Source organism: Streptomyces sp. MnatMP-M17 (assembly GCF_900091995.1).
Taxonomy (GTDB): Bacteria; Actinomycetota; Actinomycetes; order Streptomycetales; family Streptomycetaceae; genus Streptomyces.
Genome location: NZ_FMDK01000165.1, coordinates 1 through 15438 on the forward strand (window position 1 = coordinate 1; position 15438 = coordinate 15438).

Sequence of the window (15438 nt, forward strand, 5' to 3'; positions counted from 1 at the left end):
TCCCGCAGAGCCCCGGCATCGGGATACTCCGGCTGCTGCGCCGCCGGCAGATCTCGCCAGGTGTTCCACGTCGCCGCGGTTCGCGCAGGATTCATTGCGGTCATGCCTCGGAATGTCTCGGAGGTGGGATGGTGGGGGACGCCCGGAGAGGGCTCCGCGCGATCGGGCCCGGAGTCCGGGCCTTCAGCGCCAGCCCCGCCCCCGGCGTGTCTTCCGCGCACCCGCGGATGGGGCGCGGTGCCATGGACGCCGTTCACTGTTCCTCGGACGCCTGGAACAGGTGGTACCGCTCCCCGATCGAGGCGACCTGCGCCAAGTCCTCTGCCTCGGGCGGAGGCGGCGGGGTGCCGGGCTCCGCTTCCTGGCCGGCTTCGAGGAAGAAGCGGTCCACTCCGGACGGGGAGAACAGCAGCAGCTGACGTGCGGTGTGGACGCCGTTGTTACGGAAGCGATGGGCCGTGCCTCTGGGAATGAACACGAAGTCTCCTGGGCGTACGGCATAGGCGCGGCCGTGCGCGGAAATCTCCAGCTCGCCCGACAGCAGGTAGAACGCCTCGTCCGCGTCCGCGTGAATGTGCAGCGGCGGTCCGCCGCCGGGCGGCACGGACGCCTCCATCAGGGTCAGCACCCCGTCGGACTCCTCGTGGCTCAGTTTGACGGTGTAGACATCACCGCTCAGCCAGACGGATGGGCCCTCGCCGGCCGGAACATGGATCACCTCGCGCCGGCGAGGGCCGGTGGTGGTGCCGACGGCCCGGCCGTTGCCGGTCCCGGAGTCGGTCTGAGGGTCGGTATGCAGGGTCACTCGTTGCTCCTTGCCGGTTTCTACGGTGAGTTTCCAGCGTGGTTCGGAGGGGCAAGGCCGACACGGGCGGCCGGAAGAACAGCAGCTCAGAAGAAGGGGCTCAGGGACTTGCCCCCCAGCAGCACCTGGCCGGTGAGCTGGAGGATGGAGTCCTGCGCCACGGCGTGCTGGCACATGGTGTTGGCATCCCGCAGCCACCGGTCCATGGGCGACTTGTTCCGGTACACGGAGGCGCCGCCGACCAGATCGAAAAGGCTGTGCACGATGCTGCGAGCGGTACGGAAGGCGTGATGCCGGGCGAGCGCGGTGGCCACCCGCTGGTCCGCCGACAGCTCGTCGCCGCGCTCGAGCGCCCTCCACTGGGTCTCCAAACTGGAGTAGACGCCGGCGCGGGCGGCAGCCAACTCCGCCTCTGCGCGTGCGATCGCCGACTGCACCCGGACGTCCGTGGTCCACGGCGTACCGGTCTCGCGGTCAGCCCGATGCGCTGCCATGTCCCGTACGTGGTCCAGTGCGGCACGGGCCATGCCGAGCGGCACCCCGGACATCTTGCGCAGAATGGCGTCAGGTGAGGCGTGCAGGAGCCCGGCGCGCACGGGCTCCTGGAAGGAGAAGGAGTGTTCCTCAGGTACGAACAGGTCCTCCGCGGTGTAGTCGCGACTGCCGCTGCCTGCCAGTCCTGTGGTGAACCAGGTATCCAGAATCCTGAACTGGTCGGGGCGCGCCACCATCACCCGCCACTGCAACGGGCCGCCGGTCACGGGATCGGGCTCCGGCTCGCCGTCCTTGTACACCTGGCAGCCGCCCACCAGCACGTCGGTATGGGTGCAGCCGCTGCCGAACCGCCAGTGTCCGCTCACCTTGTAGCCGCCCGGTACGCGTTCGGCACGGCCCTGGGGATAGATCCAGCCGGCACTGACCATGTCGAGCCGGGGGAAGAACTCCCGAGCCGCTTCGTCCGCCAGATAGCCGGAGTAGATGCCGGAGTCCATACCGATCATGGCGCACCAGGCCGTGGAGGGATCGCCGGTGGCCAGAATCTCCACCAGCTCAGCCTGCTGCATGGACGTGAGCTCCGGACCGCCCCACTCCTTCGGCATGGCCGCGCGGAACGCCCCGATCCCACGCAGCAGTTCCACCACGTCGGAGGGCAGATGACGGTTCTCCTCGACCGCGGCAGCGCGTTCGCGCAGTACCGGCAGCGCTTCCCCGGCACGGGACAGAATCTCCTCCGCCGTTTCGGGGGATCGTTCAAGTGGCTTTGCCGATGTCGTGCCCGGGGTCCTGATCAGGGCGTTGGTCATGGGATCTCTCCTCAGACGGGGACAAGGGATGTACGACAGGCGGACGGTTGGGGCAGGGGCAGGAGCTGGATCACGCGTAACGGCCCGACGCGATGACCCCGTGGGGATCGACGGCCTGCTTCAGACGGCGCACGAACGCTCGCGCCGCCGGGTCGGGGGAGAGACGGTCCACCCAGGAATGGTGATCGGAGTCGAGGCGGTACGGGACGAAGCCCGCCGCGGAGAACATCTCGTACGTCAGATCCAGCGCGCGGTGGGCACGTTCGGCATCCTGCTCGGTACGAGGGAAGCGGAAGGAGACGACCAGATCGATGACGTCCGGATCCAGCGCGTTGACCGTGGACCCGGCGCGCACCCCCGTCTCGGCGTGCACCTTGTCGAGCAGGTCCTGGGCCTGGGCAACGGCCCGTCCGGTGAAGGGAAGCAGCGGAAGGAAGAACAGCCAGCCGCCGCCCTTGGTGTCGACCTGTGCCGCGTGCCGGCCGACGGCTGAGCGCAGCATCTCCTCGTTGTGCGCGGGGTCGCCGACGTACGCGCGCTCCAGCGCGCGGGCGACGAGGTCGTCCGCAGCGGCGGGTTGTTCGTCCGAACGGAGGACCGGCCCGAAGAGGCCGCTGTCGGCCGCTTCCTCTTCGATGGCACGGGTCACGGCGTCGACCGAGCGGCGTGTGCCATCCACACATATGTGCGCCAGATACTCGCCGCCCACGCCACCGTAGGACGCGGTGGACACCGTGTCGTACACCTTGAGCACACCGGAGACCAGGCCTTGCGCGGTCCAGCGGCGCAACTCGTCGAGTGCCGCGGCCAGATCCTTCCGGCCGAAGCCGGCACGCAGCACCCGGTGGGCCTCCGGCCGTGGCAGCAGACGGACGACCGCGGCTGTGACCACGCCGAGGTCGGACTGGGTGAACAGGGCCAGAGGAGATGGTCCCAGCCCCTGCGGGTTGACGGCGGTCGTGCCGTCCTCGTTGGGCCACCAGCCGGTACGTATCAACTCGCCGTCGGGCAGCACCACCTCCAGCCCGGCCAGATCCATGGTGCGCTGCCGGCGCAGCCCTACGCCACGGTCCACGATGTTGCCGAGCACACTGGTGTGCCCGGAGGATGCGGTGAGGTTCAGCATGCGGCCGGTGCCGGCCAGCATGGCGGCCAGCCGGATCTGGGTGACACCCGGCTCGATCACCGCCCAGCCTCCGTCGGTGTCCGTTCTGCGCACCTGGTCCAAGCCGCTCAGGTCCATGGTCACCACGTCGCCGACGGCCGGTTCCCGTGACCCCAGGCCCCAGTTGTACCCGGTACTGACGGCGTGCAGCCGGGGGCCGTGCGGCGAGTGGGAGAAGGCCAGTACCACCTCACGTACTTCTTCCACGGTCCTGGGCCGCAGAACTCCGTAGACGTCCCGTGGACGGAACATGCCGACATTAGCGGCGGCGGGCAGCGGACGGGGGCCGTCACCGGCGGCATGGATGACTTCGGCCGGGATCCCGGCGGGCAGGACGGACAACACACACCTCACTGTTGGCGGAAGGAGCACATACAGGAGAGAACGGGCGCGCGGCTGTCAGCGCGCCGGGTTCGTCATGCCACCGGTGGCTGTCCCCGCCGGGCCGACCCCGCCGGCCTCACGCAGGACGCCTCGGTGGAAGATCAACGGCTGTCGCTCGGCAGCGCCGGCCTCCGTTTTGACCTTCTCGACGTGGCCGAGGAACAAACTGTGGTCGCCTCCCGGGTAGACCGCCTGCACCACACAGCTCAGCGAGGTGAGTACCCGTGGCAGCACGTGGGCCGTCAGGAAAGGTCGCAGTGCGGGACCGGAGGGTTTCTCGGAGGAGGAGAACAGCTCGGCCGTGGCGGCCTGGTCACCCGCCAGCAGATGAACGGCAAAGGTGCCGGTGTGTTCCAGCACCGGGTGCAGGCGGGCCGTATGCAGAACACTCACAAGCACCTGCGGCGGTGTGAGCGAAACGGACATCAGGGCGTTGATGGTCATGGCGGTGGCCTGAGCCCCCTCACCGGCGGTCAGAAGCGCGACACCGGTCGGAAACAGCCGCATGGCCGACCGTAACGCCTCACCGACGGGCGGGGAATCGGACGCGGGAGAGTGGCGCGCGTTCTCGTAGGTGCTCGTAAGCATGGTCCCTCGATTCCGATTGCGTGCGGCGCGTGGAGATGTGCGGTGGCGCGCGAACCCCTCCGAGTCCGGGGAACGAGGCGGGGCACCGGTACGGACGGGCAGCACGTGCGGTTCTGGGGCGGGCGCCGGTCACGTACAAACAGCCGGGGCTGGCGAAGTCTCCGGCCGATGCCACGACGCTATGCCCGTGCGGCATCGGGGCACCACTAGCAGCCCAAGTGGTCGGCGAGCACCACCCGCCCCTACTCGGTCGGGTAACAGCTCACAGAGCGAGCCGCCCAACACACGGACCGTCCGCCTCGGACCGCCGCCTCCCGGACCCGGAAACACGAAAAGGCCGTGCGCGTCCGGGCGGCATGGAGCCGCTGAACGCGCACGGCACGCACGCATGCGGAAGAACGTACTGGCAGCCGGCCGCGGGTGGGACTCCGGGCGGGAGTCCTCCGGTCAGCCGATCGTGAGGACGGCCTTGCCGCGTACCTGGCGGCTCAGCAAGGCGGCGGCCGACTCGCTCGCCGACTCCCAGTCGGTGACCCGGTCCGCCCAGGCCCGCAGTCGGCCATCCCCGAGAAGACCGGCCAGGTGGGCCAGATCGGCGGCCGAGTTGCCGCCCTCCCGGAATCCGGTCAGGGTGATCCGGCCTTCGACCAGCTTGTACGCGGGGACGCTCGTCGGCCGGCTGGAGGCGGCGCCGATCGACACGACCAGCGCGCCCTCGGCGAGGTGCCCGAGCAGGTCGGTGAGCAGCGGGCCGCCGACGTTGTCGAGGACGATGTCCACCGGTGTGTCGATCTGCGCAGGGTCGGTGAGCACATGGTCGGCGCCGAGCGCGGTCAGTCCCTCGCCGCGGGCCGGACTGCCGACCAGCGCGTACACCTCGGCACCCGCCAAGTGCGCCAACTGCACGGCGAAGTGGCCGACGCCTCCCGACGCGCCGGTGACGGCGACCCGCAGACCCGGCCGTACCTCAGCTCTGCGCAAGGCGCGCAGTGCGGTGAGACCGGCAACCGGCAGGGCTGCGGCCTGGACGAAATCCACCCCGTCAGGCAGGACCGCGAGCTCACCGACGTTCACGGCCCGCAGTTCCGCCCAGCCTCCGCCCCAGCCCCAGGTGACCACCCGGTTCCCGGGTTTCGGCCCGGCGCCCGAAGCGGCGGCCTGTTCGACCGTCCCCGCCGCGTCCCAGCCCGGCACCGTACCGGTCGGCACCTCGTCGGACTGTGGTAACTCCCCGTAGTTCAAGGACGTCGCGGCGACTTTGACGAGCACCTCGTCGGGGCCGGGCACTGGGTCGGGAACGGCCCGGAAGGCCAGTCTTCCCGGCGCGTGGTGATCAACGACAAGAGCACGCATACGCATCCACTCCTCTGTTCCTGGCACCTGCCGAAGGAAACCGGCTCGTAGCGGCGAACATTCCTCATCGGCCGTGGCCGGGCCCGGCCATGTGGCTCGGCCCGTGCTGGTCAGGCCGGGCCCGCCGCGCTCCTGACCGCCGCCCTGGGAGACCAGGACCGTCGGCCGGTACGGAACATCAGGTCGGCCCGCCGCAGTGCCCCGCCGTGCACTTCCTCGACGCACCCCACCGCCGCCAGCCGTGTGGCCGCCTCATCGCCGAGATACAGACGGGCCAAGTCCCCTACATCGAGGCGCAGATCGGACGGCTGGGTCGTGCGGACACATGAGGCTCCCTCCGGTCCCCCGTGCAGCAGCCAGGTGCCCGCCGCGTATCCGTCCGCGTCCCGCACCTCCAGTACAAGTGTTCCCTCCACCCCGTACGTACGCGCGGCCAACGTACGCGGTACATCGAGGATCCTCAGCCACATGTAGTCGCTGAGCGTGGTGAGACGGGCCGCGCGCGGGTCGTCCAGCCACAGCGGTGCGAGCGTGTCGGGGGCCCGGTAAGGAAGATGGACCGTGTCGACCCAGTCGACGGTGACCGCGTAGCGCAGCAGGGCGCGCTCGGCGGCGGGCGAGAGCGCTATGAGATCCCGGATGTACAGCGGTGACCGCGGCACCATTGATGCCCAGGTCTCCTCAGCGGTGAAGCACAGCAGGCCGTCGACCTCGCCGGTGTCCGGAGTCCTGCGCACGGCATAGAACGGCTCGGTCCATGTGGTGCCCGGGCGCACTCGCTGCCCGGTCGCTTCCCGCCACCACATGGCGTCGCGGCGAAGAGCGCCCGCTTGGTCCAGGCGGAAGCGCTCGTATGCCTCCGGCGCCAGCTTGCGGTATTCGTCGGCGGAGACGGTCTCCACTCCCCCGGTGTCGGTGGTACGCCGAGGGTCGAGACCGGCACGGTGCACGTCGATCTCGAACCACGCCATGGATGTCGCGGGGCCGAATCCGAACCGGCCGTAGATCGGGTACTCCGCAGCATCGAGCACGGCGACCGGTTCCCCACGCTCCAGCGCACCACGCAGGTCCATCCCCAGCATCCGGCTGAGCAGTCCGCGCCGGCGATGGGTGCCGGCCACCGACACCTTGGAAACGGCGGAAGCCGGCAGAAACCCTCCGCCCGGGACCGTGAGCTCCTGGGCGGAGCTGCGGTACGTGCCCACGCACTGCCCCAGGTCGAACGCCCCGATGACCCGGTCATGAGCGATCGTCTCGCGCATGAAGTCCGCGGTGCCCTCCACCAGCGGCTGCAGGTATGCCGAGGCCCAGGTGCGGGTCCATTGCGGGATCTCGGCATCCGTCACGTTCCGTACCTCCACCGTGGACACGGAGGGCGCCGACGGCCGGCCAGGACGGGAGAGGACGGGCTGATCGGTGGGCAGGGCAAACATGGACGCACCTCATCAGGACGGGTGTGGAGAGAAGGCGGGAACCGTGTGGCGCCCCCGTCCGTGCCAAACACTGCACGGGCGCACGGCGTGTGGTCGGGGCGTCACCGGGCGGGCTTGACGGACATCGAGTGGCGGAAGAAGTCCGACGGGTCCCAGCGGCTCTTCACTTTCCTCAGCCGCGCGTAGTTGTCCTTGTAGAACAAGAAGTGCCAGGGAATCCCGGAACGGTTGAACCGGTCGTCGGCCATGTCCATGTCGGGATAATTGATGTAGCAGCCGTCAGTGACATCGCCGATCTCCGGGACACCTTTGGTCTCAGCGAATACGTCCTCGTACAACGACCGGATCCAGGCCATGTAGTAGTCGTCCTGCTCCGGCTCGGACCAGATGGTCTGGAACAGCACTTTGAACACCGAACTGCGTTGCGCGCTGGCGGTGTCGGGCTCGGCAATCGAATTGATCGTGCCGCCGAAGGAAAGCAGCACCATGGTGGTATCCGGGCTGCCGAAATCGGGATCCGAGAAATACCGGTACAGTTCGGCGACCTGATGGTCGGTGAAGTTCTTCTTGAAGTAGGCCGACTTCAGCCCCACCCTCGCCTCCGGATTGGCGCCCACCGGATCAGGCGCGCCCACCATGCGGGCCGCCTTGAGCCAGTGCATGCGCGTCGGCTCAATGAGGTTGGGCATGGCCGCCAGTTCTCCACTGGGCTTGGTCATGGCCGTGGGCCTGGCCCCGATGCCGGCGGTGATGGCCTTGAGGTAGTCGTCGAGCAGCTTGTCGGCGCCGGGGATGTCGCCGTCGATCTGGGTGTACAGGCTCAGCCGGCCGTGGGCCCGGGTGTTGACGTTGAACAGGCTGCTGAGGTGGCGGTAGACGGAGTCCGGGGCGCTGTTGGCCTCGTGCCATGCGCCGAAGTTCTTCATCAGGCGGGTGAATCCGGCCTCGGTCAAGTCCTCCCACCGGATGTCTATGGCGCTGGTGAGCATGGTCGTCGGCGGGGAGACCAACTGGTCACCCGGAACGGTGCCGGTCGCCTCGGGGGAACGGAACCAGTAACGCGTCGCCAGACCGAAGTTGCCTCCTCCACCGCCGGTGTGGGCCCACCACAGATCCCGGTTGGGGTCGTCCTTCTCGCGCGTGGCGATCACCGTGCGGACCTTTCCCCGTGTGTCCACGACGACCACTTCGACCGCGTACAGATGGTCGACCACCAGCCCGTACGCCCGGGAGAGCAGGCCGTAGCCGCCACCGGAAACATGGCCGCCGACGCCCACGCTGTGGCAGACTCCGCCGGGCAGGGTCACCGCCCAGCCCTTGTACAGTTCCTCGAAGACGTTGTACAGCCGGGCACCGGATTCCACGACGAACGCGCGGAACCGCGGGTCGTAGTCGACGCCCGTCATCTCGGAGAAGTCCAGGATGATCTCGACCTCGGGGTTGCAGGTGAAATCCGCCAGGCAGTGGCCGCCGCTGCGCACCGATATGCGCTTGCCCGCGCGATACGCCGCTCGTACCGAGTCCTCGGCGTCCTTCGTGGAGCGGATCATCTTGATGTGGTCCGGCTGAGCGATGAACCTCTGGTTGATGCCGTTGGTGAGCAGGTCGTACCGGGGGTCGTCCGGACCGATGGTGGCCCCGGTCCCGGCCGCTGTCCGGGTCCCGATGCCGGGAGTCGTCGCAGCGGTCGCCGGATCGGCTGCCAGCGCGGTGCCGACGGCGGCACTGCCTGCGACGGCGGCACCGCGTGTCAGCATCGTGCGCCGGTCGATATGTTTCGAGGCCATGGGCTTTTACCCCTTTGAGGATGTGATGAGGCGCCATACCGGTTCTGCGCTCGTCAGGAGAGGAATGCCCCCGGGAACGGCCCGGCGCGGCGCGATGGCGGGCCATGTTTTTCCGGGAGGCACGGATGGATCGGATGCCGTGCTGTTTCCGTTCGGCGGAACGACGTTATTTCACCGTGCGCCCCGTTAACCACTAGCAGCGCGGGTGGTCGGGCCCGGCTACCCGCTCCTACTCGCCAAGGTGAACCGGTCCACCCGGGCGGGTAGTTCCCATGACGCTTTTATCGGGGATTCCTTTCCGGGCATGCCGAAACGGCGGAGCGGCGACTTCGCGCCGCTCCGCCGGGGCTGAAAGGTGGTACGAATCAGGTGTTGGATCCGCCGTCGATCGCCAGCGTGGCGCCGGTGACGAAGGCGGCCTCGGGGGAGGCAAGATAGGCGACCGCGTGCGCGATTTCGTCGGCCGTGCCGTAACGGTTGAAGACGTTCTGCGAGCGCTGGTAGTCGGCGCCGGGCCCATCCGCCGGGTTCATATCGGTGTCAATCGACCCGGGAGCGACCTGGTTGACAGTGATGCCGCGCGGACCGAGGTCGCGCGCCATGCCCAGGGTCAGGCCGGTGATGGCCGCCTTGCTCATCGCGTACGAGGTCAGGCCGGGAGAGGGGACATGGCTCGCCAGGCAGCTTCCTATGTTGATGATTCTGCCGCCGGAGCCCATGTGCCGGGACACCGCCTGCGCGGTCAGGAACGCTCCGCGTACATTGACCGCGATGGTGTGGTCCAGGACCTCCAGCGGTACGTCTTCGAGCGCCGGCATGGACATGTCCGCGTACCCGGCGTTGTTGACCAGGATGTCGACGCCGCCGAACTCGGCGACCGTGGCGTCCACAGCGTTCGTGATCGCCGTCGCGTCGGTGGCGTCGGCAGCGATCGCGATGGCCCGGCCGTCTTCCCGCCGGATCTGTTCGGCCAGTGCCTCGGCCAGGTCCTTGTTACGGGCGTACGTGATGGCGACACGGGCGCCTCCTGCCGCCAGCCGGCGGGTGATGGCGGCACCGATCCCCCGGCTGCCTCCGGTGACCAGGGCGGTCTTGCCTTCGAAGGTTGGCATGAGCGGTCAGACCTCTTCCCTCTGCTTGTCGGTTTCCGGCTGAGCGGCCGCGGCCGTCTGCGCGTGTGTCTCCGGCGCGCCGGCCGACGCGGAACGGCGGATCAGGTCGGGCAGGAGACTCGCGAGGCCGAGTACGGCCATGGCGGCTCCCAGCCAAAGCGGTGCGCGCAGGCCGTAGTTGTCGATGGCCAGCCCGCCGACCGAGGAGCCGATGATGATGCCCAGAGTGATGAAGGAGGAGTGGACGGTGTTCACCAGCGGCCCGGCGTTGCCGGCGCGCTGGACACGGGTGACCATCGCCGGGTTCATGGTGACGCCGACCAGGCCGATTCCCATCATGCAGACCAGCGCCGGGGCGGGCACATCGGCCAGCAGCGCGAAGCCGGTGAGGAAGACGACGTTGAGCAGCAGACCGTAGAGGAGCACCTGGAGGGTGTGGCGGTCCGCCAGCCGGCCGACGATGTTGTTGCCGACCACGGTGGCGGCACCGTAGGCGATGAGGAGCAGCGGGACGGTGCCGGTGCTGAAGCCGGTGACCTCGGTCAGGATCGGGTTGAAGTAGCTGAACGCGGAGAAGGTCGCCCCGATGATCAGGGTGCTGGTGGAAAGCACGAGCCAGAGCCTGGCATTCCTGAACACTGTCACTTCCTGCCGGAACCCGCCGCCGCCGTCGGCCCGCTCCAGCCGGGGCACACCGATGGCGGTGCACACTGCCGCGATCACCGTCAGGACGGCGATCGCCCAGAAAGCCGCGCGCCAGCCCAGACGCTCCCCGATCAGGGTGGACAGTGGCAGGCCCAGCAGAGTGCCGAGCATGAGCCCGTTCATGACCACCGCGACGGCCCGGCCACGTACTTCCGGGCGGGTCAGCCGGACACACATCGAGATGGCGACACCGAAGAACGCCTGCGACGCGATGCCCGTAATGATGCGCGCCGCCATCATGATGCCGTAGGAGGAAGCGACGGCGGCCAGCATGTTGCCGACGAGGAAAATGGCGAACAGCACCATCAGGGCCTGCTTCTGAGGGATCCTCAGCACAGCCACCGTGAGTAACGGCCCACCGGCGGCCATGGCCACCGCGAAGGCGGTGATGAGATATCCGATCTGGGGGATGGTGGCATCCAGCCCGTCGGCCATCTGCGGCATCAGTCCGGCGACCACGAACTCGCTCGTCACCATGGCGAAGATGCCGACAGCCAGGAGATATACGGCACGAGGCATGCTCACTGCTCCCTCTTCCATGGCTGACGCAGGTGGCGGGCCGGTAATGCGGGTGGCCGGCGCAAGCGTCCTGCGCTGGGTGCCTGAGCAATGGTGTGCGGTGTGTTCAAGGGCATACTGTGCTCCTTCGGACTCGATTTTGAATCATTCAGTACAAAATTCGGGCAGCCGTAGGCCTGCTGAGCCTGCCGCGCAGGCCGGGCGAGGATGAGTGATATCGACGGGTCAGCAGGTCAATGCGTCCATCGCCGTCTCCGCGATGGCCTCCAGGGTGGTCCGGTCGGCGCCCCCTTGAGCAGACACCCGCATCCCGCCGATCACCGCGTTCAAATACCGGGAGAGCGCCTCCGGAGTCCGGTTCGACGAAATGTCGCCCGCGCGCCGGCCGGCCTCCAGGGTGGCCCGCAGGACGGTCATCCGGCGGTCCGTGTCACGCTCCAGCAGCCGGGCGATGTCGCCGTCGCGCCCCGAGAGTTCGACAGTGGTGTTGACGCCGAGGCAGCCGATGCTCCGGCCGTTCAGCCGGTTCTCCACCTCTGCCTCGATGATCTTGACCAGCAGAACGCGGATCCGCTCCACGGCGGGCAGGCCCGGATCCTCAAGGATCGCCAGCTGGGCAGTGGTGGTCATGTCGATGTAGCGGGCCAGCGCCCGTTTGAACAGGTCGGGCTTGCTCTTGAAGGTGTTGTAGATACTGCTGCGGCCCAGGCCGGTCGCCTCGCACAGATCCTGAGTCGAAGTGGCCTCATAACCGTTCGCCCAGAAAGCACGCATCGCCGCGTCCAGGGCTCCCGCCTCATCGAATGTCCTGGGCCGAGCCATGCGAGTACCGTAGCCGTTTTGGACCGACCAATGCAATACGAGCACGCAACCAACCCCGCATGCCTCCCCCGCAAGCACACCGTTGGCGCGACGGACCGGCATCAGCGCGTGAAGGGCTCCTCGTACGTCTCGCATGCGCCCCGGCCTCCACCTGTAGCCTCTACAACTCCGCTGCACCGCAGGCGTTTGCCCGGCGCCGCGCGGCTGCCTCATCGGGTCCTCTTGCCGGAGCGCGCGGCCCGCTGCGCCAACCCCTGGTGAGCGCGGGCGTCCTACTGCATGACGGGCACCGTCCTGCATCCGACCGGCAAGGAGCACCAGGCTGTGAACGTCGAGATCCCCTCGCACGTACGCGATACCGCCTCCCAGTTAGGGGCCGGTGTCCCTTACGCCTTGAAGGTTCTGGCTGGCCAGCTGGCCGACGATCCGGACATGGGCCGGCCTTCGGGGTTGCCCGGCGTTCTCACCGTGATGGTCGACGGCGACGTGTTCGAGGACTGCCCCGCCCTGGCCATCGGCTACATCCGCGAGCCGGACCGGATCGAGGTCCGGTACGTGTACCCGGTTACCTCCGCCGAGCCTGTCGCGGACGCCCAAAACCAGGACCAGGACCAGGACCAGCTTGCCGACCCTGCCGCCGACGCGGTCACCGAACGGGAGATCGCCGATGCCTGGCAGCGCATCATCCGCTGGCTCCAGCGCAACGCCCCCGATTCCCGCGCTGCTCTCCGCGCCGGCGTGAGCCCCGCCGCCATCACCGCCCTGGAACACGACCTCGGTATCCAGATACCCGCCGGTCTGCGCGCCCTGTGGTTCCTGACCGCAGGCGACGACGGGGTCAACGGCGCGGGATGCATGCCCGGCAACTGGGCCCTGATGACCCTGGACACCGTAGCCGCCTTCCACCGGCAGCAGATGGACTCCCAGGCCCATGAGGACACCCTCAACGCCCGCCGCCCCGAATACGACCGGATCACCGTGTGGAAGGCAGCCTGGATTCCGGTTGTCTCCTACGGCGCGGCTGACCGCACTTCGGGCCTGTACGTGGACGCCGCGACCGGCTACCTGGGCCGCTGGTCCCGCTACTGCGAAGGCCCCGGCGAGGAGCTCGACACCCTGGTCACCTACCTGGAAGAGGCTGCCGACATGCTCGAAGCCCCGGCCCTGGCCACGCGGGACAAGCCCGGCCTGGTGAGTGGGGCACTGGTGTGGGGCAGCAGGCTCGACCCCGCGCAGGAAGAACGGTGGCAGCCCCTGACCGGCTGACCACCCAAGAAGGGGGCCAGCCCCATGGGCACTGTTGGTAAACAGGGCGGTCCCTGTGTGTGACATCGGTCTTCACCACCTGGTTGTGGGTGGTGAAGACCGACGGTGCGTTTGGGGAGGGTGTCAGTGTCACTGCGGGAGTTCGGGTTGGGTGAGATTCCGGCGGAGACGGAGCGGGTGGCTCGGGCGGTATGTCCGGACGGCACGATGGCGACATGCTGGTGGCGTGGGTTCGGGTGCGGGGCAACAAGGGAGCCCGCACGGCCCGTCGGCCGCGGGCTGCCCGCGCTGCCGCTGGAGATGGCGCACCTGCGTCCGGACGTGCCTGTGGTCGACGGCACCGTCAAGGCCCCGAACGTGACGTTCATCGGGTGACGCCCGCCCGAATCTCCACCACTGCGCGCCTGGCCGCCGGCATCAACAACCAGGGGCTGAAACCATGGCGCGCGTCCTTGTCGCCGCAGCTCTGGCCCGTCAGTACAGGTCGAGAACCGCGCGGAGCGCCTGGCTGACGCGGTCCATGACGTCCGTGGCCACAGCGCCCTGGAGTTTAGCGCCATCGAAACGGGCCGTCCTCATCTGCTGAAGGTTGACGGCCACGGCTGTGCACGGCAGAGGGTCGGTGATCACGACGGACATTGCCGTGTCCGGATAGACCCCGGGGCGGTGCAGCACGATGGCCAGGACCGCGCCGTACGCCTCTTCCATGCCGTCAAGGGACACGACCAGGACGTTGCGCCCGTCGCCGAGGGTCCAGATTTCCCCACGGTTCACAGAGTGTCGCCCGCGCAGTCGAGGTCGTCGCCGAGGCCCAGCGCGGCGAGCCGCCGTGCGGAGTCGAGGGTGGCCTGTCGTGATGCCGCGCGGACGATGTAGGCATTGAGAGAAAGGCCGGCTGCTTCGGCGCCGGCCCTGATCGACGCGTCAGCCGCGTCGGGAATCCGAAGAGTCATCTGCGTCATGACACCAAAATAGCAACCACAAAGCAGTGGCACTACAGTCCGCAGCATGGACCTTCGCCCTTCGAGGGTTCCGAACGGCAGGCCGACGGTTCCGGTGGCCGCCCGGAACGGAAGCACCTCCCGCCACGCTCCCGGACAGTGCAAGGTCCGCCCTTCTCGGGTGACGGCTCCGTCCGCAGGCAGTTGCAATGCCGGGGACGGTGTCTTCGCTTCGCGGGTGGTCGGCAGAGCCGGGTGTCAGCGTTCCGGTTCGTACCAGCGGTAGTGGCCGCCATGGGCGGCGGTGAAGCCTGGGCCGACGGGGGCCCGGCCGTCGTGGTCGTCGGCCGGATGGGCGTGCCGCGCCGTGCCGGGGATGCCGTACTCGGCGACGGCGCCGATGTGTGACGTGTAGTGGTCGGAGTCACGGACGGCATCCAGTTCGGCCCTCGACTGGAAGGGCAGGTGCCGCCGCCGCAGGGTCCGCCGCTGACGATGTCGCCGGCGGGGCTGACAAGGTGCCACGCCGTCTCCGCTGCGGCGAGCGCCACCACAACGACGTCGGCCAAGCACGCTCACTTCTAGGACGGGGCGGCCGGTCCGCGAGGCGGCGGGACGGCCCGGAGCAGCTCCCACAAGGGGCGTGAGCCGGACGCCCACGCTCCGAGGATATGGCGGTCGACCACGTGCAGCCGTTGCTGCTTGGCGAAAGCCGCGGCCGGTGCGGTCACCCGGCCGTTCGTTACGATCACCGCGATGTCGGCGCCGTGGACCTGGCGGGCGGTGCCGTTGAGGACCTGGAGATCCGGCGTGCCCACCGCGGCGCCGGCCAGGCCGTTGCGGCGATGTTTGCACTGGATCACCCAGCGCCGCCCGTAGGGATCGGTGGCCTTCACGTCGGCCCCAAGGTCACCGCCGCCCCCGACACGGACCGCGTTCCGGCAGCCGTCGCGGTTCATCAACTCTCGAACCGCGTCCTCGAAGCGGGAATGGTGCAGGGCGTCCAGCTGAGACAGCCCGTAACGCAGCCCCTGTGCGCGCACCGCCTCCCACCGCGCGCTCTGCCGTTTCCGGCAGAGCCGGCCGCCGCCTGCGAGCACCGCGAGCGCGCCGACGGCGACCGGGATCCACCAGTGGACCAGCAGCCAGTTGACGACGGCCACCGCCAGGACAGCGGCCAGTGCTACGGCCACGAGGAGAGCGGTCAGCCGGTCATCCGTGCGCTGCCGCCTGCGGCGCCGGCGGGGGCGCCGG

Annotated in this window: 15 protein-coding genes; 1 reads left to right on the forward strand and 14 read right to left on the reverse strand. The window is 68.8% G+C overall.

Annotation, left to right across the window (positions count from 1 at the left end):
* Nucleotides 1-253 precede the first annotated feature (253 nt).
* From GA0115259_RS08455 to GA0115259_RS08500, 10 genes are all read right to left on the reverse strand, one after another.
* Nucleotides 254-805 (reverse strand): cupin domain-containing protein, encoded by a 552-nt coding sequence (locus tag GA0115259_RS08455; protein ID WP_202449795.1) that lies wholly within the window; start codon nt 803-805, stop codon nt 254-256.
* An 86-nt stretch (nt 806-891) separates the two neighbouring features.
* The gene (locus GA0115259_RS08460) at nt 892-2109 is read right to left on the reverse strand and encodes an acyl-CoA dehydrogenase family protein (protein ID WP_093593160.1); all 1218 of its coding nucleotides are present in this window, start codon (nt 2107-2109) and stop codon (nt 892-894) included.
* A gap of 70 nt (nt 2110-2179) precedes the next feature.
* Entirely contained in the window at nt 2180-3619 is a 1440-nt protein-coding gene (locus GA0115259_RS08465) for an FAD-binding oxidoreductase (protein WP_202449796.1), read from the reverse strand.
* Between the two features lie 54 nt (nt 3620-3673).
* The gene (locus tag GA0115259_RS08470) at nt 3674-4246 is read right to left on the reverse strand and encodes a flavin reductase family protein (RefSeq protein WP_093593163.1); all 573 of its coding nucleotides are present in this window, start codon (nt 4244-4246) and stop codon (nt 3674-3676) included.
* A 447-nt stretch (nt 4247-4693) separates the two neighbouring features.
* On the reverse strand, nt 4694-5599 hold the full coding sequence (locus GA0115259_RS08475) for a zinc-binding dehydrogenase (RefSeq protein ID WP_093593202.1): 906 nt from the start codon (nt 5597-5599) through the stop codon (nt 4694-4696).
* A 110-nt stretch (nt 5600-5709) separates the two neighbouring features.
* Nucleotides 5710-7032 (reverse strand): GNAT family N-acetyltransferase, encoded by a 1323-nt coding sequence (locus GA0115259_RS08480; RefSeq protein WP_093593166.1) that lies wholly within the window; start codon nt 7030-7032, stop codon nt 5710-5712.
* 101 nt (nt 7033-7133) lie between these two features.
* The gene (locus tag GA0115259_RS08485) at nt 7134-8819 is read right to left on the reverse strand and encodes an FAD-binding oxidoreductase (protein WP_093593169.1); all 1686 of its coding nucleotides are present in this window, start codon (nt 8817-8819) and stop codon (nt 7134-7136) included.
* A gap of 365 nt (nt 8820-9184) precedes the next feature.
* Complete coding sequence (locus GA0115259_RS08490) at nt 9185-9931, reverse strand: SDR family NAD(P)-dependent oxidoreductase (protein WP_093593172.1); 747 nt, start codon at nt 9929-9931, stop codon at nt 9185-9187.
* A gap of 6 nt (nt 9932-9937) precedes the next feature.
* Nucleotides 9938-11155: an MFS transporter gene (locus tag GA0115259_RS08495; RefSeq protein ID WP_093593175.1), complete on the reverse strand. Its 1218-nt coding sequence runs from the start codon at nt 11153-11155 to the stop codon at nt 9938-9940.
* Nucleotides 11156-11380: 225 nt separating this feature from the next.
* Nucleotides 11381-11977 carry a TetR/AcrR family transcriptional regulator gene (locus GA0115259_RS08500; RefSeq protein ID WP_093593178.1) on the reverse strand — a complete coding sequence of 199 codons (597 nt, stop codon included), beginning with the start codon at nt 11975-11977 and terminating at the stop codon, nt 11381-11383.
* 324 nt (nt 11978-12301) lie between these two features.
* On the opposite strand from GA0115259_RS08500, the gene GA0115259_RS08505 reads away from it, so the two are divergent.
* Entirely contained in the window at nt 12302-13243 is a 942-nt protein-coding gene (locus tag GA0115259_RS08505; protein WP_256097948.1) for an SMI1/KNR4 family protein, read from the forward strand.
* Nucleotides 13244-13717: 474 nt separating this feature from the next.
* Here the strand turns inward: GA0115259_RS08505 and GA0115259_RS08515 are convergent, their stop codons facing one another.
* From GA0115259_RS08515 to GA0115259_RS08530, 4 genes are all read right to left on the reverse strand, one after another.
* Nucleotides 13718-14017: a hypothetical protein gene (locus GA0115259_RS08515; RefSeq protein ID WP_093593187.1), complete on the reverse strand. Its 300-nt coding sequence runs from the start codon at nt 14015-14017 to the stop codon at nt 13718-13720.
* Nucleotides 14014-14205: a toxin-antitoxin system HicB family antitoxin gene (locus tag GA0115259_RS08520; protein WP_093593190.1), complete on the reverse strand. Its 192-nt coding sequence runs from the start codon at nt 14203-14205 to the stop codon at nt 14014-14016. The genes GA0115259_RS08515 and GA0115259_RS08520 overlap by 4 nt, the downstream gene beginning before the upstream one ends.
* 237 nt (nt 14206-14442) lie before the next feature.
* Nucleotides 14443-14709 (reverse strand): hypothetical protein, encoded by a 267-nt coding sequence (locus GA0115259_RS08525; RefSeq protein ID WP_093593193.1) that lies wholly within the window; start codon nt 14707-14709, stop codon nt 14443-14445.
* Nucleotides 14710-14765: 56 nt separating this feature from the next.
* Nucleotides 14766-15438: restriction endonuclease (locus GA0115259_RS08530; RefSeq protein WP_237539853.1), on the reverse strand; the 673-nt coding region annotated here is incomplete at its 5' end.